Source organism: Dactylosporangium sp. NPDC000521, assembly GCF_042898305.1.
Classification (GTDB): Bacteria; Actinomycetota; Actinomycetes; order Mycobacteriales; family Micromonosporaceae; genus Dactylosporangium.
Window position 1 is genome coordinate 73,585 of the sequence record NZ_JBIAYW010000005.1, and the last position, 18,952, is coordinate 92,536.

The window sequence follows — 18,952 nt, forward strand, 5'->3', positions numbered from 1 at the left end:
CATTTCCCCACGAGGCGTGGCTCAAACATCCTGGACCGAACTTTTCTTCACGAGTGGGAACGGCAGCGTCTCGCGGATCGTCCGGCCGGTCAACATCATGACGAGCCGGTCGACGCCGAGGCCCAGCCCGCCGCTCGGCGGCATCGCGAACTCGAACGCGTCCAGGAAGTCCTCGTCCAGCGACATCGCCTCCGGGTCACCGGCCGCCGCCCGCAGCGACTGGGCCGTGAGCCGGGCGCGCAGCTCGACGGGGTCGACCAGTTCCGTGTACGCCGTGCCGAGCTCCATCCCGAACGCGACCAGGTCCCAGCGCTCGGCGAGGCGCGGGTCGTCGCGGTGCTGGCGGGTCAGCGGCGACACGTCGACGGGGAAGTCGGTGTAGAACGTGGGCCGGACCGTGGTGCCCTCGACCAGGCGCTCGTACAGCTCCAGGACCAGCTGGCCGTGGGTCCACCCGTCCTGCCAGGCGACACCGTGCCGATCCGCGACGGCCCGGAGCCCGTCGACCGGGTCGTCCGGCGTCACCGCGGTGCCGCAGGCGCGCGAGACCGCCTCGTACACCGGGACCACCGGCCACTCGTCGCGCAGGTCGACGACGTCGTCGCCGCGGGTGAGCACGAACCCCGGGCCCGCGGCCGCGGCGGCCAGGACGAGCGACCGGGCCAGATCGCGCATCGTGGTGTAGTCGCCGTACGCCTCGTAGGCCTCCAGCATCGTGAACTCGGGGTTGTGGGTGGCGTCGACACCCTCGTTGCGGAAGTTGCGGCCGATCTCGAAGACCCGCTCGACCCCGCCGACGGCGAGGCGCTTGAGGTACAGCTCGGGCGCGATCCGCAGGAAGAGCCGCATGTCGTAGGCGTTGGAGTGGGTCACGAACGGCCGGGCGTTGGCGCCGCCGTGCACCCGCTGCAGCACCGGCGTCTCCACCTCGACGTAGTCGCGGCCGTGCAGGGCGGTGCGCAGCGCGAAGCCGACCGCCGAGCGCAGCCGCACCATGTCGCGGGGCGCCGAGTTGACGATCAGGTCGACGTGCCGCTGCCGGACCAGGGCCTCCGGGTCCGCGAGCCCGCGGTGCTTGTCCGGCAGGGGGCGCAGGCACTTGGCGGTGAGGCGCCAGTCGTCGGCCAGGACGGACAGTTCGCCGCGCTTCGTCGTACCGACGACGCCGCCGACACCGACGTGGTCGCCGAGGTCGACCGTGGCCGCGAACGACGGGTCGCCGCTGATCATGATCTGCAGGTCGCCGGACCAGTCGCGCAGGGTGGCGAAGCACAGGCCGCCGTGGTCACGCAGCCGCACCACCCGGCCGGCGACGCCGACCCGTTCGCCGGTGTCGGTGCCGGGCGGGAGGCCGGCGTGCGATGCGCGGATCGCGGCGATCTCGTGGGTACGGGCGAACCCCGGCGGATACGGGTCGACGCCGTCCCGGCGCAGGGCCTCGACCTTGGCGAGCCGGACCCTGACCTGCTCCGGCCGCCGGTGCAGGTGGACGGGGGCGGCCTCGACCTCGATCAGCTCCCGCGGCGCCTCGCTGGAGACCGGCGTGCCCCGCCGCAGCAGGGTGCGCAGGTTGGGCACGACCAGGAACCCCTCGGCCGCCGCCGACGCGAGGCCGACCTTCGCCAGGTCCCGGACGTCCTCGAAGCACAGGAACCGCGGCAGCCACTGCGGGTTGTACTTCACGTTGGAGCGGTACAGCGACTCCAGCTGGAACCACCGGGACGCGAAGAGCAGCAACGCCCGCCACAGCCGCAGCACCGGACCGGCCCCGATCCGCGCGCCCTCCTCGAACACGGCCCGGAAGACCGCGAAGTTCAGCGACACCCGCTCGACGCCGAGGCGCGGCGCCTCCCGCATCAGCGTGGCCACCATGTGCTCGATCAGGCCGTTGTCGCTGGCCCGGTCGCGGCGCATGAGATCGAGGGACAGCCCGTCGGCGCCCCACGGCGTGAACGACAGCAGCGCCACCTCCCGGCCGTCGCGGTTGTGCGCCTCGACGAGCACGCACCGGCCGTCGTTGGGGTCGCCGAGCCGGCCGAGCGCCATCGAGAAGCCGCGCTCGGTCTCCGTGTCCCGCCAGCGGGCGGCGAGCTCGATGATCCGCGCCATCTCCTGCGCGCCGATGTCGGCGTGCCGGCGGATCCGCACCGTGTATCCGGCCCGCTCGACCCGGTGCACCGCCTGGCGGACCTGCCGCAGCCGCGGCGCCTCGAGGTCGAAGTCGCGCACGTGCAGGATCGCCTCGTCGCCGAGCTCGATGACGCGCAGCCCGGCGCGGGCGTACGCGGTCGCGCCCTCCTCGCTCGCGCCCATCACCGCCGGGGTCCACGCGTAGTCGCGGGCCTCCCGCAGCCACGCCTCGATCGCCGGCGGCCACGCGTCGGGCTCGCCGAGCGGGTCGCCGCTGGCGAGGGAGACGCCGAAGACCACCCGGTACGTGACGGCGGCGCGCCCGGTGGGGGAGAACACGACCTCCTTGTCCCGGCGGGTCGCGAAGTAGCCGAGCGAGTCGCGGCGGCCGTACGCGGCGAGCAGCTGCCGGACGCGCCGCTCCTCGTCGGCGTCCAGCGACGCGGTGGCCCGCTGCGAGCGCAGCAGCGCGAACAGGGCCGAGAACAGGGCGATCGCGCCGAACGCGCCGAGGATCAGGTTGACCCAGCCGGGGGCCCGGCCGTGCAGCCCCACGTCGAAGCCGAACGCCCCGCCGAGGACGGTCTTGCCGCTGTACGCGAGGCGCCCCGCCCCCGCCCCGAGCGAGCCCGGGAACAGCTCGACCAGACCCCAGCCGAGCAGCGTGAACGCGCTGAGCAGCGCGCCGAGGGTCACGAGGGCCTTCGGCAGGCTGGCCCGCTGCACGCGGGCGGAGAACCCGTCGCGGGCCAGCCACAGCAGCACCAGCAGCACGGACGTGATGACAACGTTGGCCAGGCCGGCCGCCACGCCGTGCCACGGCAGTCGCAGCTCCCGCGCCTCCTCACCGCGCTCGGCACCACCGAGCAGCACGAACACGTCGAACAGGACCTGCGCGCCGAGGAACAGCACCAGGATCCAGTAGATGACGCGCTTGCGGTTGTGCACGGCGGCGGCCAGGGTCGCCAGGGTCGCGGCGTAGCCGAGGTTCGCGGGCGCAGGCAGCAGCAGCGCGTCGACCGTGACCCGCACGGGGTGGACCCGCGACCCGAGCGCCGCGGAGACGGCGGCGACGGCGCACAGGACGGCCACGGCCAGCAGTCCGCCCGCGATCCAGTCGGGAAGCCTCGCGCGCAGCGTGTTCATCGGGACATCATGGCGGAGCGCGTTTCGGATTTCGCCCCGCGGGTGATGATGCGGGCATGGAGGACATCACCGCACTCATTCTGGACGACCATCACGCGTTCCGCCGCGGCTTCGCCCGCCTCGACGACGCCCGCGGTGAGGAGCAGCTCACCGCCGTGTGGGAGTCCTTGGCCCTGCACCTGGAGATCCACGCCGAGGCCGAGGAGCGGATCCTGTACCCGCATCTGCTCAAGCGCTCCGACGACGCCGACGAGGAGACCGACGACGCGATCAAGGACCACAACAAGATCCGTGACGCGATCGAGGCGACCCGCTCCCGGAAGGTCGGCTCCGACGAATGGTGGAAGGCGGTGTGGGAGGCCCGCACCGAGAACAGCGAGCACCTCGCCGAGGAGGAGGACGAGGTGCTGCCCGACTTCCGCAAGCACGCCGACATGGACCTGCGGGTGTCGCTCGGCGCGCAGTGGATCACGTTCTACGGCGAGCACCCGAGCGGCAAGGGCCTCACGTTCCGCGACAAGGACCCGCAGCAGTACATCCGCGAGAACAGTTAGGCATATCGAACGCGTCGCGGGGGACCTACCCGCGCATGACAACTGTGCTGATCACGGGTGGCCTCACCGGCATCGGACGGGCCACCGCGGAGGCGTTCGTGAGCCAGGGCGCGGACGTGGTGGTCGCCGGCCGCCACGACGCCGAGCTGCCCGAGGGCGCCGTCTTCATGCACGCCGACGTGCGGAGTGAGGACGACGTCCGCCAGCTGGTCGACGACACCGTCACGCGCTTCGGCTCCCTCGACGTCGCGGTCAACAACGCCGGCACCGAGGGCACCCCGGGTGCCGTGGTGGAGCAGACCGCCGACACGTACGCCGCGATCTTCGACACCAACGTGCTCGGCACCCTGCTGACCATGAAGCACGAGCTGCGGGTCATGGCCGAGCAGGGCCACGGCAGCATCGTCAACGTCTCGTCGGTCCTCGGCCACCAGGGCGCACCCGGCTCGGCCGTCTACGCCGCCAGCAAGCACGCGGTCGACGGGCTCACCCGCTCGGCGGCCCTGGAGGCGGCCGGCACCGGCATCCGGGTCAACGCCGTCGCGCCCGGGCCCGTCCGGACGCCGATGCTGCAGCGGTACGAGACGGCGGCCGGCTCGACCGACCTGGTGGCGGGCGTGCCGCTCGGCCGGGCCGCCACTCCCGACGAGATCGCGAAGGCCGTGCTGTTCCTCGGCTCCGACACGTCCAGCTTCATGACCGGCGAGGTCATGTACGTCGACGGCGGCGCGTCCGCCCGGTAGCCGTGCTCACTCCGGCAGCACCATCCCGTGGCGGTCCAGGGCCTCCTCGACCGCGGCGCAGACCTGCTCCACCACGAGCACCCGGGCCGTGGGCTTGTCGTCGCCGGGGATGACGTGCCACGGCCCGGCCGGGTGGCCGGTGCGGGCCAGCATGTCCTCGACCGCGTGCTTGTACGCGGACCGCTTCTCCCGGTTGCGCCAGTCCTCGTCGGTGAGCTTCCACGAGCGCAGCGGGTCGTCGCGCCGGCTCTCGAAGCGGCGCAGCTGCTCCTTGCTGGAGATGTGCATCCAGAACTTCACGATGATCATGCCCTCGGCGGCGAGCGTCCGCTCGAACTCGACGATCTCGTCGTAGGCGCGGCCCCACTGCTGCTCGGTCGCGAACCCCTCGACGCGTTCGACGAGGACCCGGCCGTACCAGGACCGGTCCAGGACCGTCATCCCGCCCCAGCCGGGCAGCACCGGCCAGAACCGCCACAGGAAGTGGTGCCGCTTCTCGTCGAACGTCGGCGCCGCGAACTGCGCCACCCGCACGTGCCGCGGGTCGAGGTGGTCGACGAGCCGCTTGATCGAGCCGCCCTTGCCGGAGGCGTCCCAGCCCTCGAACAGCACGCACAGCGGCGGCCCGAGCCGTGCCTTGTCGCCACCGATCTGCCCGCCGAGCGTCAGCCGGAGCCGCAGCAGCCGCTCCTGGGCCGCCGCGAGCCGGCGGCTCGCCTCCGCTTTGGGCAACGTGTCGTGGAGGTCGACCTTCGCCAGGCGCTTCATGGCCTCCAGCCTTCCATGGCTTCACCCTCCGCGCGTGACGAGCGCAACGCACTTGCTGCCGGCCATGTGGCCGCACCGCAACCAAAGGATGGGACAGTACTCGGTGTGAGCACGAAACGGGCGCTGCGGATCGCCGCACTGCTCGTCGTGCTTGGTATGGCCACGGTCACGCTCAAGGACAAGCTGCCCGACCCGGGCCAGATCGCCGGCACCATCGCCTCGGCGAGCCCGTGGTGGCTGGTGCTCGCCGCGGTCGCCGAGCTGGTCTCCCTGCGGCACTTCGCGCTCCAGCAGCGCCGCCTCCTCGCCGGCTTCGGGGTGCGGATGTCGGTGCCGCGGGCCGTCGCGGTCACCTTCACCCGCTCCGCGATCTCCTTCAGCCTGCCGGCCGGCTCCGCCGTGTCCGCGGGCTTCGCGTTCCGCCAGTTCCGCACCGCCGGCGCCACCCGGCGCACCGCCGGAGCCGTGGCCGTCCTGTCGTCGCTGCTGTCCGGCCTGGCGCTGCTGCTCATGTACGGCGCGGTCGTGCTCGTCCCGCGCGGCGGCGTCACCGGCACCGGCCATACGCTCGTGCTGGTCATCGCCCTGCTGGTGGGCGCCAGCGTGGTGTTCGGCCTGGACTTCCTGCTCTTCCGCGGCCCGCTGCCGCCCGCGCCCGCGCTCGACGACGAGCCGGCCGACCGGGCGCCCCGCGGCCTGGTCGCGCGGGCCAGGGCGTCGGTCGCGCGCACCGTCGCCGACCTGCGCCGCCTGCCGCCGCGCTCCTGGGTGGTCTCGCTGGTGCACGCCACCGTCAACTGGGGGCTGGACTTCGCGTGCCTGGCCGCGACGGCCGCCGCGTTCGGCGTCGACGTCAGCGTGGTCGCGCTGGCCACGGTGTACCTGACGGTGCAGCTGGTCCGGCAGGTGCCGATCAGCCCCGGCGGCATCGGCGTGGTGGAGGTCGCCCTGCTGGCCGGTCTGATCTCGGCGGGCGCGCCGCAGGGCCCGGCCGCCGCCGCGATGCTCGTCTACCGGCTGCTGTCCTGCTGGATCATCATCCCGCTCGGCGCCCTCACGTACGCCGTCCTCCGCCGCCGGGCGGTGCCGGCACCGTCCAAGGCCGCCCGCCAACCGACCCCGGTCGCGTAACCTCACACAGATCTTTCAAACTTCACAAGATCATGTTAGATTCGGTGCCGTGCCCGCACCGGATCGACTCGACCTCACCCTCCGCCTCGTCCGCGGCAGTGGCCGGCTGACCCTGGCCGAGCTCGCCACCCGCCTCGGCGTCTCGGAGATGACCGTCCGCCGCGACCTCGACCAGCTGCAGGAGCAGGGCCTGGTCCGTCGCGTCCGCGGCGGCGCCGTCGCCCTGGACGTCCCGGCCGACGAGGCGGGCTTCGACGTCCGCGCCCAGTGGCGGTCCGCGACGAAGGCCCGCCTGGCCTCGGCCACCGCCGCCCTGATCGCTCCCGGCAGCACCGTCCTGCTCGACGCCGGCACCACGACCGCCGCGGTGGCCGCCGCCCTGGCCACCCGATTCGGCGCCGCCCCTTCCCCCGAGGGGCCGCTGACCGTGGCGGTGCTCAGCCTGCAGGCGGCGGTGCGCCTCGCCGACCAGCCCGGCATCAGGCTGCTGATCCTCGGCGGCGAGTCCCGCGCGGGGGAGCGCAGCCTGGTCGGCCCGCTCGCCCTGAGCGCCCTGGACCAGCTGCGCTTCGACACGTTCATCATGTCGATCGGCGCGGTCCATCACGACCTGGGCTGGTCCGAGTTCGACCTGGACGACGCCGCCGTGAAGCGCGCCGCCCTGCGCCGCGCCGGCCGGACCGTCGTGGTCGCCGACGCCAGCAAGCTGGGCGTCCAGGCGTTCGCCCGGGTCGCTCCACTGTCCGCCGCCGACATCTTCGTCACGTCCGCCGCGGCACCTCCGGCCGCCCCCGCGGACGCCACCTCCAGCAGCACCGCATCTGCCGGCGGCGCTCCCTCCGGCAGTGCCAGTCCCCACGGCGGCGCCGCCGATCCGGACGCGGCGGCCGAGACGCTCGCAGCGTTGCGCGCGGCCGGCGTCGACGTCATCACCACCGACAACCCTGAGGAGTCCCCATCATGATGATCCTGGTAGCCGGCCCGTACCGCTCAGGCACCGGCGACGACCCCACCAAGCTCCAGGCCAACGTCGACGCCATGAACGACGCCGCCGTCACCCTCTTCCGCGCCGGCCACCTCCCCGTCACCGGCGAGGCCCTGGCCCTGCCCCTCATCGAGCGTGCCGGCTCCACCACCGTCGGCGACCCCGTCTTCGACGAGATCTTCCACCCGATCTCCGCCCGCCTCCTCACCCACTGCGACGCCGTCCTGCGCATCGGCGGCCGCTCCGCCGGCGCCGACGAGATGGTCGCCCAGGCCCGCGCCGAGGGAAAGCCCGTCTACACCGCCATCACCGAGGTTCCGGCCCCGTAGCCGTGCGGCTCGCGTTGTTCAGGCCTGGCGACGCGCGATTCGGCGCAGCAGCGCGTCTGGATCCAGGGTGACGTCGAGAGGCTTCGTGAGGTTGAGCGTTTGGCCCGGTCCTACCTTCGCCTCCTCGTCATATCGCCCGCCTTCCAGTCGATGCACGTGCATCGTGACCGCTCCCGACAATTCCTGCTCAACGACCAGATACCAGGCGATTCCTGCGGCCGCATACAGCGGCATCTTGATGAAGCGGTCCACGCCGGCGGTGCTCGGTGAGGCGATCTCGACGGCGAGCATCACGTCGTCGGCGGCGATCGTGTCGTCGCCTCCGTCGACGTCGGCCACGATGAGGTCCGGGATAAGGATGCGGCCGGAGCCGAGCCGGACGTTGACCCCCTCCAGGGCGAATAGACCTGCCTCGGCGGCACGTTCGTCGAACGCCGCCCAAAGGAGTGATGACAGCAGCTGGTGCCGGTTCTTCGGTGCCGGGCTCAACAACAGACTCCCGTCAATCAGCTCTATGCGATGCCCGGCGGGGTCGATGGCGAGGTATTCGTCTTCGGACCAGGGGCCGTCATGGTCGAGCGGAGCGAAGCTCATGTGGTCATGCACCTCCCGGTGGCTGCTGGCGTCACCAGCCTGTCATGCGGCGGGGGCATCGACGATGCGCACGTCCTGAAGGGTCACTCGTTCACCCTGCCACATGGCAGCTTAAGAGTACAACTTGATCGGCGTTTCAGCGCGAATTGATCGGACGCTCGGAGCGTGGAGCGCGGGGGACGCCGGCGAAGGAGATCAGCTTGAACCAGGCGGGCACGTCGCGGCGCAGGTCGGGCGGGCCCTGGATGGTGACGGCGCCGGAGCGCAGGGCGTCGGACCAGTCCAGGTCGCCGAGCCAGACCTCGACCATGCTGCGCAGGTCGGCGGTCACGCGTACGGCCACGTCGAAGCCGGGGTCGGCGTCGCAGACGTCGGCGTCGGTGGGGGTGAGGACGAGCCACCAGTTGCGCAGGGAGGCGGCGACGGCCGGGAACTCGAACTGGATGACGGTCCGGCCGGCGGGGACGGCGTCGTGGTCGACCCGGCGGTGCATGTCCCACAGCAGGATCTTCGGGTCGAGGTCCTGGTCGCCGAGGTGGCCGATCCAGCGGATGCCCCACTCGCCGAGCGCGGCGACGATCGGGGCGAGCTCCTGGCCGGCGGGGGTGAGGCGGTAGCGGACCTCGACGCCCGACTTGTGGCGTTCGGCGACGCCGGCGGCGACCAGGTGCTGCAGGCGCTTCGACAGCAGCGTCGGGGACATGCGGGGCAGGCCGCGGCGCAGGTCGTTGAAGTGCCGGTCGCCGCCCACGAGCTCGCGGACCACGAGCAGGGTCCAGCGCTCGTCGAGCAGTTCCATGGTCTTGGCCACCGGGCAGAACTGGTAGTACGACGCTCCCATGTGCGCACCGTAATGTCGTCTCGGCGACTAGTACAGATCCTGTACTGGTTCGGCCCCGGCGGTGATTCCTACCGTCGAGGACATGCAGATCACAGAACTGACCGCCGACCAGGCGTTGAAGAGCAAGCACCGGGCGATGTGGGCGACGGGGGACTACGCGGCGGTCGCCGCGGACGTGATCCCGTCGCTCGGGCCCGTCCTTTCCGAGGCCGTGGCCGCCGGGCCCGGGCAGCGGATCCTTGATGTGGCCGCGGGTTCGGGCAACGCGTCGATCCCGGCCGCGCGGGCCGGCGCCGACGTGGTCGCCACCGACCTCACCCCCGAGCTGCTGGAGGCCGGCAAGGGGCTCGCGGAGCGGCACGGCGCCACCCTCGAGTGGCAGACCGCCGACGCGGAGGCGCTGCCGTTCGAGGCGGGCGCGTTCGACACCGTGATGTCCTGCGTCGGGGTGATGTTCGCCCCGCACCACCAGGTGTGCGCCGACGAGATCGTCCGCGTGCTGCGGCCGGGCGGGACGATCGGGCTGATCAACTGGACGCCGCAGGGGTTCATCGGGCAGATGTTCGCGACGATGAAGCCCTACGCGCCGCCCCCGCCGCCCGGCGCCCAGCCGCCGCCGCTGTGGGGCGACGAGGCCCACGTCCGCGCCCTGTTCGGCGACCGTGTCACCGACGTCGTGGCGCAGCGGCGGATGCTGCGCGTGACGGTGTTCCCGACGGCGGAGGCGTTCCTGGAGTTCTTCAAGCGCACGTACGGCCCGACGATCGCCGTCTACGCCGCGAACGCCGGCGACCCGGCGGCGGTCGCCGCGCTCGACGGGGCGCTGCTGGACCTGGCCCGGCGCCACGATCTCGGCGGCGGCGCGATGGAGTGGGAGTACCTGCTCTTCACCGCCCGCACCGGGGCGGCGAACGACTAGGCGCGGGGGACGGCCAGTCGCGGCGGACGGTCAGACGAGGCGCTGGCGCTGGCGGCCCAGGCCGTCGATCGCCAGCTCCATCACGTCACCGGCGCGAAGGTACGGCTGGCCGGGCAGGCCCATCGCCACCCCGGCCGGCGTGCCGGTGTTCACGACGTCGCCGGGGCGCAGCACCATGAACTGGCTCAGGTACCAGACGAGGTGCGGCACGTCGAAGATCATGTCGCCGGCGAGCTCGTCCTGGCGGGGCTCGCCGTTGACCCAGGACCGCAGGCGCAGCTCGGGCACCGTCAGGCCGTCGGCGGGCACGAGCCAGGGGCCCAGCGGGTTGAACGTCTCGCACGACTTGCCCTTGTCCCACTGGCCGCCGCGCTCCAGCTGGAACTCGCGCTCGGAGACGTCGTTGCTGATGGCATAGCCGGCGATGTACGCGTGGGCGTCGGCTGGGCTGTCGAGGTACCGCGCCTCGCGGCCGATGACGACCGCGAGCTCCACCTCGTAGTCGGTCTTGACGCTGTTGCGCGGGATGCGCACGTCGTCGTCGGGGCCGACGACCGTGTCGGCCGCCTTCATGAACACGACCGGCTCGGCGGGCGGCTCGGCGCCGGACTCCGCGGCGTGCGCGCGGTAGTTGAGGCCGACGCAGACGACCTTGCCGGGCCGGGCGATCGGCGCGCCCCGGCGGAGGTCCTGCTCCGGCAGCACGGGCAGGGTGTCGAGCGCGTCGCGGACGCGGGCGATCCCGTCGGCCGCGAGGAACCCACCGTCGATGTCCGCGGTCAGCCCTTCGAGACTCCGCGCGCGGCCCTCGGCGTCGAGCACCACGGGTCGTTCGGCACCGGAGGGTCCAAGCCTGGCAAGTCTCATGGGCTGCCACGGTACGAGCAAAGTGGCCAAGTGGTCAAGCCAATTCGGGGTGTTCGCGGGCGACGGCGGCGATCCGCTCCAGGTGCGCCGCCATGGCCCGGCGTGCGGCGTCGGGGTCCCGCTGCTCGACGGCGGCGACGATGGCCTCGTGGTCCTCGGCCGTCCGCTCGGACATGCCCGGCCGCCCCGACGTCATGGACCGGCTCGACCGGCCGAGGCCGGAGAGGGACTCCAGCATCGCGGCGAGCAGCGCGTTGCCCGACGCGCCGGCGATCAGCCGGTGCAGCAGCACGTCGGCCTCGACCTGGTCGCCGCCGCCGATCGCCGCCCGCATGGCGGCGACCTGCTCGTCGGTGGCCCGCCGGGCGGCGAGGGCGGCGAGGGCCGGCTCGAGCAGCAGGCGCGCCTCGAACAGCTCCTCCACGGTGCGCTCGTTGAGCGCCATCACGAAGCGCATCGGCTCCAGCAGCGCCGCCGTGGACAGCCCCGCGACGAACGTGCCCGCGCCGTGCCGGCTCTCCAGGATGTTGAGCCCGACGAGCGCCCGGATCGTCTCGCGCAGCGTCGGCCGGCTGATCCCGAGCAGCTCGCTGAGCTCCCGCTCCGCCGGCAGCCGCTGCCCCGGCGTGAGCCGCCCGTCGACGATCATCTGCTGGATGGCGCGCACCGCCCCCGCCGCCGCCGAGGTGCGCTCCACCTTCGCGAACTCCGCGCCGCTCACCCCGCCCACGCTACGGCACCGCGCCCCGCCCCCGTTTCCGTGATCCGGAAGAGTTCTGGTCGCCAGAGCGACACCATGTCTACCGGATCATGGGACTCAGGGGAGGGTGGTGACGGCGAAGGTGCCGGGCTCGGCGCCGGTCCGCGCGACGGCGGTGCCGTCCGGGGACCAGATCGTCGAGTGGCCGGCGGTGTCGGCGTAGCCGTCCCCGGTCGGGCCGGCGAAGCTGGCGAGCGCGACCCACACCCCGTGCGCCTTGGCGATGCGGGCGCCGCGCTCGTCCTGCTCGGCGAGTTCGCCGGCGGACATGCAGGTGGCGGCGGCGTACACGTCGATGCCGAGGGCGGCGGTGCGGGCCTGGTGCTCCGGGACCGAGGTGTCCTTGCAGACGGCGAGGCCCAGCCGGTATCCGTCGACGGTGACGACCGCGGGGCTGTCGGCGGGCCGGAAGCGGCGCTGCTCGGAGGCGCCCAGGTGCACCTTGCGGTAGGCGACGGTGACCGTGCCCGCGACGCCGTCCACGGCCAGGACCGCGATGTGCGGTCCGCCGGCGCCGTCGACCGGCGCGCCGGCCAGGGCGAGCGTGCCCGTGTCCTGGCAGGCGTCGAGGAGCGGGGACAGGGCTGGGTGGTCCACCGGCACCACGTCGGCGTCGAGCTCATAGCCCGTCAGCGACAGCTCGGGGAAGACGACGACCCTTGCGCCCGCCGCGTGGACCACCGCCGCATGGGTGACGGCGTTGGCGGCCACGTCAAAGGCGTCGCACTCGGGCTGTGCGACGGCGACGATCAGAGGCATCCGTGAATCTTACGTGCCCGGAGCGGCGGGGTCCCAGGCCCGCAACATCTTGACGGTCATCGATGTCAGTGGTTGGCTGCGGGGGTGTCGGACCGCTGGTTCCCCGCCCTCGCGGCCCTTGCGCTCCTGACCGTCTCCGCGCCCGCGTATGCCACCTCGGGGCAGCCCGAGGCGTCCGCGGACCCGTCCAGCACCTGGAGCGCCGAGCTGCGGGCCGTCGGCGGCGACGACGTCAACGTCGCCTGGACCGGCGTACCAGAACGGCTACAACGGCGGGAAGGACCAGTTCGGCCGTACCGTCGCCAACCCCGCGGGCATCGACCTCGGCGACGGCGTCTTCTGGGACGGGCTGCGGCTGACGGACAACGCGTGGGTCGACGTCGGGCGGCGCGGCACCCGCCTGCTGAATCCGTGTATTGACCACACCGAATGCACGCGATCCCTCGTCTACACCCTCGCGATTCGATGCGAACGTTGCCGATCGATGTCGCGGCGATAGTGTGCCTTGTCAATATCATCACGGGTTCGGTCTGTCGTTTCCGGTTGCGGTCACCCCCGCCCGGTGCGGCGACCGACTTGAGGAGGCTTCATGGTGCGAAAACGCCTGGTCACGACCGCGGTCGTCGTCCTCGCCGCGCCGGTGCTCGTCGCCCTGCCGGCATCCCCGGCCGCGGCGGCCCCGGCCAAGGCGCCTGCGGCGTCCGGTGCGAGCAAGACGTCCGACACGCGGCACATGACGCGGACCCAGTTCACGTTGGACGGCAAGCTGGTCGACACGTCGAAGATGGCGAAGCCGACGCAGAAGCGCTCGCTCGCCGCGGGGGAGACCCCGGCGGTCGGCACGGTCCGTCAGTGGCTGGGTTCGGACGACTACCAGGGCCGGCTGTACCGCAAGGACTACGTCCTGCGCGGTGTCGGCGAGCACATCGAGGTCTGGGTCGCGGTCGACACCTCGTTCCCGGCGGGCGACTGCCGCAACGCGGTGCCGAACACGACCACGGTCACCGACGCGCAGGTGGCGAACTTCATCCACGAGTTCGACACCAACATGTACCCGAAGGAGACCGCGGCCTTCAGCACGCCGCCGAACCGTGACGGCAGCAACGCGCTGCTCGGACCGGACGCCAACGGCAACGGCGGCGTCTACACCGGCGGCGGCGAGAAGACCGTCACGCTGGTCGACAACGTCCGGGACGACAACTACTACACGTTCCCGGCCGCCACGACCTACATCGCCGGCTTCTTCTCGACGCAGTTCAACGAACTGTTCGACCGCAACGTCATGACGATCGACGCGTTCGACTGGGAGCACCGTACCGGCGCCAACCCCGTCGACGCGCCGAGCAGTGACGTCTGCACCAGCCGCCCGGCCCGGCCGACCCTCTACGAGGGCACGTTCGCGCACGAGTGGCAGCACCTGCTGCTGTCCTACGTCGACCCGAACGAGTCGACGTGGCTCAACGAGGGTCTGTCGGACTTCGCGCAGACGCTCACCGGCTACGTCGACGGCACCAAGACGGTCTACGACAAGGGCGGCGACAGCCACCTGTACTGCTTCCAGGGCTACGGCCCGGTGCAGACACCCTTCAACCCCAACCCCCGTGACTGCGGTGGTCCCCAGAACTCGCTCAACCTCTGGGGTGAGGGCGGCAGCGGCGCCGGTGTGCTCGCCGACTACGGCAACGCATACCAGTTCCTGCTGTACCTCTACGACCACTACGGTCAGGACATCATCGAGAAGCTGCACCGCGACGCCGCCCTGCAGGGCATCAAGAGCGTCGACGCGGCCGTGAAGGCCGAGGGTGCCAAGGACGCGTACACGGTGCTGCACGACTACCAGTCGTCGGTGCTGCTGGACAAGCTCCTGGACGACTCGCGCTACAGCCTCGTGCTCGGCGCCGACAAGTCCAAGGTCACGTCGAAGAGCGTCCGCTCCTCGGTGAACCTGGCGAACCCGCAGAGCTACAGCGTGCCCGGAGCGGCCCCCAACGGTGCCGACTACGTGCTGCTGCAGAAGAACGGCACGGCCATCAAGGGCAAGGACCTGCGGTCCTTGAAGTTCACGGGCGCGACCCAGCTGCCGGCGATCCCGCTGGCCTGGACGCTGGTGAACAACGACCCCGACCGGCCGGGCAACTCGGTGCTGTTCTCGGGCAACGCCAACAACACCGACGCCACCGCGGTCATCCCGGTGACGGTCCCCGCCGCCAACGCGACGCTGACCTTCCAGGCGAAGTACGGCGCCGAGCTCGGTTACGACTACGGCTACGTCGTGGTCTCCACCGACGGTGGGACGACCTACACCGCGGTCCCCGGTGACAAGACCGTCGACGCGCCGCTCGGGCCCGGCCTGAACGGCACGACGAACGGTTTCGAGGCGCACAGCTTCAACCTGTCCGCCTACGCGGGCAAGTCGATCCTGCTGGGCTTCCGTTACGTCAGCGACGGTGGTGTCAACGAGGGCGGCCTGCTCATCGACGACATCACGCTCGGCGGCACCCTGCTGAGCGACGGCTCCAGCCTGGCGCCGTTCGACTCGCCGACGGAGATCACCCCGGTCAAGGTCAAGAACTGGCACGTGAAGCTCGTCGGCATCGACGAGGCCAACCACCTCGCGTGGCAGTTCGAGTTCACCGGTAAGAACAGCATCTCGCTCAACTGGATCCAGCTGGCGCTGCTGTCGCTGTTCCCGAAGGTCGTGGCGGTCGTCGCCTACGACGAGCCGACGGAGCAGGTCCAGCAGTACGCGCCGTACACCCTCACGGTGAACGGCGTCGTCCAGCCGGGCGGAGCTGCCTGACACCTCCGGGTGCCATGACGGCGGGCACCCCTTGCCTCGTGCGAGGGGTGCCCGTCGTCGCGTTCGCCGCTCGTGTACGGCTTGTCGTGCCGCTTCTCAGCGTCGCTTCACCGCGCTACCAGCCGACGGCCACCAGCAGCCACTGCGGAAGCTCGTGCGAGACGAACGACGACTGGCCGGCGTAGTCGTCGTACGGGAACCCGTACGCGAGCTTGTCGATGGCGTGGTCGTGCCAGAACTTGGCGTAGTAGTTCGCCGGCGCGGCCTGGTAGTACAGGCTCGGCGTCGACCACTGCGACTGCGGCAGCTGCCGCACGTGCCGGTTGAGGGCGGCGCAGTTCGCCGGGTCGTTGGCGAGCACCCCGGCGCAGCCGAAGACGTCCGACGTCGGGGCGTTGATGCCGTACTGCGAGGCGTACGCGGTGAAGTAGTTCGCGTTGACGCCGCCGGTGCGGAACGTCGGGTCGGAGCCCGGCGCGATGATCCGGTACGGCGCCTGCGACTGCGCCAGGACGTCGAACTGGGCCGGCACCTCGTCGATGAACCGCTGGAACGTCGCCGCGCGGCTCTCGGCGAACGTGGCCTGGTCCTCGCCGACCTGCACGTCGTAGCCGTCGCGGGCGTGCAGCCGCATCGCCAGCTTCAGGCCGAACGCGTCGACGCGGGTGGTGTTGCCGTTGAAGACCGACGGCCCGACGGTGAACTCGATGAAGTCGTAGTACTGGCTGTTCGGGCTGCCCAGGTAGAAGTACATCCGGCCGGCGGAGTTGGCCGGCATGTCCAGGTAGGGCTGCTCGGCGATGCTGTGCGTCTGGCCGTTGAAGCTCCAGTACACCTGGCTGTCGGGGTACTGCCCGTTGGTGCGGTTGAGCACCTTGACCATGACGACGTTGCTCGGATTGGGGATGGAGCTGGTGTCGCCCCAGAACGACCCCGGCGGCTGCGAGGTCGGCGGCTGGGACGTCGGCGTCACCGGGCCGGTGGTGCGGACCGCGAACTCCCACAGCGAGTAGCCGTAGGCGGTGGCGCGGGCGGTGCCGTTCATCCGCACGTACCGGCCGCTGCCCGCCGCCGTGAGGGTCTGGACGCCGCCGGTGCCGGTGGTGGTGGAGTAGACGGTCGTCCAGGTGCTGCCGTCGGTGGAGAGCTGGATCGTGAACGACCGCGCGTAGGCGGCCTCCCAGTTCAGGACCACCTGGCAGACGCTCGCGGTCGCGCCGAGGTCGACCTGGATCCACTGGGGGTCGCTGAACGCGCTCGACCAGCGGGTGCCGGTGTTGCCGTCGAAGGCGGCCGACGCGGGCGACGCGGCGTTCTCCGTCGAGGACGCGGTGGCCGGCCGTCCCTGTGCGGCGTTCGTGGTGCCGCAGGTGGTGCCGCCGGCCGTGCCGTACACCTGGAACTCCCACAGCGAGTAGCCGTAGGCCGTCGCGCGGGCGGTGCCGTTCATGCGCACGTACCGGCCGCTGCCCGACACGTTGAGGGTCTGGACGCCGCCGGTGCCGGTGGTGGTGGAGTAGACGGTCGTCCAGGTGCTGCCGTCGGTGGAGAGCTGGATGCTGAACGAGCGGGCGTACGCGGCCTCCCAGTTGAGCACGACCTGGTCGATCGTGTTGGTCGCGCCGAGGTCGACCTGGATCCACTGGGGGTCGCTGAACGCGCTGGACCAGCGGGTGCCGGTGTTGCCGTCGGTGGCGAGGGCCGCACCGGACGCGGCGTTCTCCGTCGACGACGCGGTGGTGGGTCTGCCCTGCGACAGCAGGCTGCCGGCGGCGCTGGCTTCTGTCGTGACGGTGATGGCGGCGTACCCGGCGATCAGGGCCGCGACGAGCAGGCCGGCCAGGCGCCGGCCTTTCCATCTGCGCATGAGACTGCCTCCCTGGGCTTGGACGGGGGCGTGCGGGACCGTCGCCGCACCAAGCCGACACACAGGTCGACGCACCGGGAGGGCGGTTGCCGGTGCTGGCGGCGTCCGGTCGTACCGAAGGGAAGAGAGCGCTCTCTCGGACTCAGCGTGGTCGATCGGTGGTCCAGCGTCAAGACCCGCGTTTTGAGCCTCGCCGATGCGGGCACGGAACGGGTCAGGGAATCCTGGGAGGTGCACCTTGTCCGAAACGCAATCCAGCCCTCAGTCGGCCGCAGAGCCGACCGGCGGCATCATCCGCAGCCTGATCCCCGCCCGGATCGACCGGCTCACCTGGGCCCCGTTCCACACCAGAATGGTGCTGGCGCTGGGCACGGCCTGGGTCCTCGACGGCCTCGAGATCACCATCGCGAGCGCCGTCGGAGCGGTGCTCAACAAGCAGGAGACCCTCGGGCTCAGCAGCACGCAGGTCGGCGCCATCGCCACCGTGTACCTGCTGGGCGAGGTCTTCGGCGCGCTGGTGTTCGGCCGCCTGTCCGACGCGCTCGGCCGCAAGAACCTCTTCATCGTCACCCTCGGCGTCTACCTCGCCGGCAACGCGCTGACCGCGCTCACCTGGGGAAACGGCACCCTGAGCCTGATCTTCCTCTACCTGACGAGATTCATCGCCGGCGCCGGCATCGGCGGTGAGTACGCCGCCATCAACTCGGCGATCGACGAGATGATGCCGGCGAAGTACCGCGGGCGCGTCGACATCGGCGTCAACGGCACGTACTGGGGCGGCGCCATCATCGGCACGCTCGGCACGTACGTCCTGCTGAACCACATCTCGCTCAACATCAGCTGGCGGCTCGGGTTCCTGATCGGGCCGATCATCGGTCTGCTCATCTGGAACCTGCGCAGGCACCTGCCGGAGAGCCCCCGCTGGCTGATCATGCACGGCCGCGAGCAGGAGGCGGAGGAGAGCATCGCGTCGATCGAGCGCGACGTGGAGCGCTCGGGCCAGACCCTCGCCCCGGTCGACGAGGGCGCCGCCATCGAGATCAAGCCGTCCGCCTCGCACGGCTACCTGTCGCTGATCAAGGTCCTGTTCCGGCAGCTACCGTCCCGGTCGGCGCTGTCCGCGACCCTCATGATCACCCAGTCCTTCCTGTACAACGCCATCTTCTTCACCTACACGCTGGTGCTGGCGAAGTTCTACGACGTCGACGCGGAGAAGACGCCGATCTACCTGATCGCCTTCGCCGTCGGCAACCTGGCCGGCCCGCTCCTGCTCGGCCACCTCTTCGACACCCTCGGCCGCCGCAAGATGATCACCGGCACGTACGTCCTCTCCGGGATCCTCCTGGCCATCTCGGCCTGGATGTTCGACGCGGGGATGCTCAACGCGTTCACGCAGACGCTCGCCTGGTGCGTCATCTTCTTCTTCGCCTCGGCCGGCGCCAGCTCCGCCTACCTGACCGTCAGCGAGATCTTCCCGCTCGAGATCCGGGCCCAGGCGATCGCCGTGTTCTTCGCCATCGCCCAGTGCTTCGGCGCCATCGGCCCGATCTTCTACGGCTGGCTCATCGGCGAGGGCCAGGACCCCGGCAAGCTCTTCATCGGCTACCTGATCGGCGCCGCGGTCATGATCGTCGGCGGCGTCGTCGAATGGTTCCTCGGGGTCGACGCCGAGGGCAGGTCCCTGGAGGACGTCGCCGTCCCGCTCTCCGCCGTCACCACCCGCCCCCGCTCGACGGGCTGACCACCGCGTACCCCCGCT

16 protein-coding genes are annotated in these 18,952 nt (G+C 71.4%); 8 read left to right on the plus strand and 8 right to left on the minus strand.

What is annotated here, in order from left to right:
• Positions 1-21: 21 nt before the first annotated feature.
• Entirely contained in the window at positions 22-3,276 is a 3,255-nt protein-coding gene (lysX, locus tag ACFY3L_RS18355) for a bifunctional lysylphosphatidylglycerol synthetase/lysine--tRNA ligase LysX (RefSeq protein ID WP_389324788.1), read from the minus strand.
• Between the two features lie 56 nt (positions 3,277-3,332).
• Between lysX and ACFY3L_RS18360 the strand changes: the two genes are divergently transcribed.
• Positions 3,333-3,830 carry a hemerythrin domain-containing protein gene (locus tag ACFY3L_RS18360; protein WP_389324791.1) on the plus strand — a complete coding sequence of 166 codons (498 nt, stop codon included), beginning with the start codon at positions 3,333-3,335 and terminating at the stop codon, positions 3,828-3,830.
• A gap of 35 nt (positions 3,831-3,865) precedes the next feature.
• Positions 3,866-4,573, plus strand: coding sequence for an SDR family NAD(P)-dependent oxidoreductase (locus ACFY3L_RS18365; protein WP_389324794.1), 708 nt, complete (start codon positions 3,866-3,868; stop codon positions 4,571-4,573).
• 6 nt (positions 4,574-4,579) lie between these two features.
• On the opposite strand, the gene ACFY3L_RS18370 is transcribed toward ACFY3L_RS18365, so the two are convergent.
• Positions 4,580-5,341, minus strand: coding sequence for a polyphosphate kinase 2 family protein (locus ACFY3L_RS18370; protein WP_389324797.1), 762 nt, complete (start codon positions 5,339-5,341; stop codon positions 4,580-4,582).
• Between the two features lie 105 nt (positions 5,342-5,446).
• On the opposite strand from ACFY3L_RS18370, the gene ACFY3L_RS18375 reads away from it, so the two are divergent.
• Genes ACFY3L_RS18375 through ACFY3L_RS18385 form a run of 3 tightly spaced genes read left to right on the plus strand, consistent with a single transcriptional unit; the run spans position 5,447 to position 7,786 of the window.
• Complete coding sequence (locus ACFY3L_RS18375; RefSeq protein ID WP_389324800.1) at positions 5,447-6,472, plus strand: YbhN family protein; 1,026 nt, start codon at positions 5,447-5,449, stop codon at positions 6,470-6,472.
• 49 nt (positions 6,473-6,521) lie between these two features.
• Entirely contained in the window at positions 6,522-7,436 is a 915-nt protein-coding gene (locus ACFY3L_RS18380) for a DeoR/GlpR family DNA-binding transcription regulator (RefSeq protein WP_389324803.1), read from the plus strand.
• On the plus strand, positions 7,433-7,786 hold the full coding sequence (locus tag ACFY3L_RS18385) for a DUF4406 domain-containing protein (RefSeq protein ID WP_389324806.1): 354 nt from the start codon (positions 7,433-7,435) through the stop codon (positions 7,784-7,786). Before ACFY3L_RS18380 ends, ACFY3L_RS18385 begins: the two co-directional genes overlap by 4 nt.
• A gap of 18 nt (positions 7,787-7,804) precedes the next feature.
• Here the strand turns inward: ACFY3L_RS18385 and ACFY3L_RS18390 are convergent, their stop codons facing one another.
• Together ACFY3L_RS18390 and ACFY3L_RS18395 are read right to left on the minus strand one after the other, a co-directional pair.
• The gene (locus ACFY3L_RS18390; RefSeq protein WP_389324809.1) at positions 7,805-8,380 is read right to left on the minus strand and encodes a Uma2 family endonuclease; all 576 of its coding nucleotides are present in this window, start codon (positions 8,378-8,380) and stop codon (positions 7,805-7,807) included.
• A 136-nt stretch (positions 8,381-8,516) separates the two neighbouring features.
• A complete protein-coding gene (locus ACFY3L_RS18395; RefSeq protein WP_389324812.1) occupies positions 8,517-9,221 on the minus strand; it encodes a winged helix-turn-helix transcriptional regulator in 705 nt (234 codons plus the stop codon).
• An 82-nt stretch (positions 9,222-9,303) separates the two neighbouring features.
• Between ACFY3L_RS18395 and ACFY3L_RS18400 the strand changes: the two genes are divergently transcribed.
• A complete protein-coding gene (locus tag ACFY3L_RS18400) occupies positions 9,304-10,140 on the plus strand; it encodes a class I SAM-dependent methyltransferase (protein ID WP_389324815.1) in 837 nt (278 codons plus the stop codon).
• Between the two features lie 30 nt (positions 10,141-10,170).
• Here the strand turns inward: ACFY3L_RS18400 and ACFY3L_RS18405 are convergent, their stop codons facing one another.
• The 3 genes from ACFY3L_RS18405 to ACFY3L_RS18415 form a co-directional block, all read right to left on the minus strand.
• A complete protein-coding gene (locus ACFY3L_RS18405) occupies positions 10,171-11,007 on the minus strand; it encodes a fumarylacetoacetate hydrolase family protein (protein WP_389324818.1) in 837 nt (278 codons plus the stop codon).
• A 34-nt stretch (positions 11,008-11,041) separates the two neighbouring features.
• The gene (locus tag ACFY3L_RS18410; protein WP_389324821.1) at positions 11,042-11,728 is read right to left on the minus strand and encodes a FadR/GntR family transcriptional regulator; all 687 of its coding nucleotides are present in this window, start codon (positions 11,726-11,728) and stop codon (positions 11,042-11,044) included.
• 96 nt (positions 11,729-11,824) lie between these two features.
• Positions 11,825-12,526, minus strand: coding sequence for a carbon-nitrogen hydrolase family protein (locus ACFY3L_RS18415; protein ID WP_389324824.1), 702 nt, complete (start codon positions 12,524-12,526; stop codon positions 11,825-11,827).
• Between the two features lie 589 nt (positions 12,527-13,115).
• Between ACFY3L_RS18415 and ACFY3L_RS18420 the strand changes: the two genes are divergently transcribed.
• The gene (locus tag ACFY3L_RS18420) at positions 13,116-15,326 is read left to right on the plus strand and encodes a choice-of-anchor J domain-containing protein (protein ID WP_389324827.1); all 2,211 of its coding nucleotides are present in this window, start codon (positions 13,116-13,118) and stop codon (positions 15,324-15,326) included.
• A 115-nt stretch (positions 15,327-15,441) separates the two neighbouring features.
• Here the strand turns inward: ACFY3L_RS18420 and ACFY3L_RS18425 are convergent, their stop codons facing one another.
• Positions 15,442-17,193, minus strand: a complete 1,752-nt coding sequence (locus ACFY3L_RS18425) for a discoidin domain-containing protein (protein ID WP_389324830.1) — start codon at positions 17,191-17,193, stop codon at positions 15,442-15,444.
• 238 nt (positions 17,194-17,431) lie between these two features.
• Here ACFY3L_RS18425 and ACFY3L_RS18430 point away from each other — a divergent pair, with 238 nt between their 5' ends.
• Positions 17,432-18,934: an MFS transporter gene (locus ACFY3L_RS18430; RefSeq protein ID WP_389324834.1), complete on the plus strand. Its 1,503-nt coding sequence runs from the start codon at positions 17,432-17,434 to the stop codon at positions 18,932-18,934.
• The last annotated feature ends 18 nt before the right edge of the window (positions 18,935-18,952 follow it).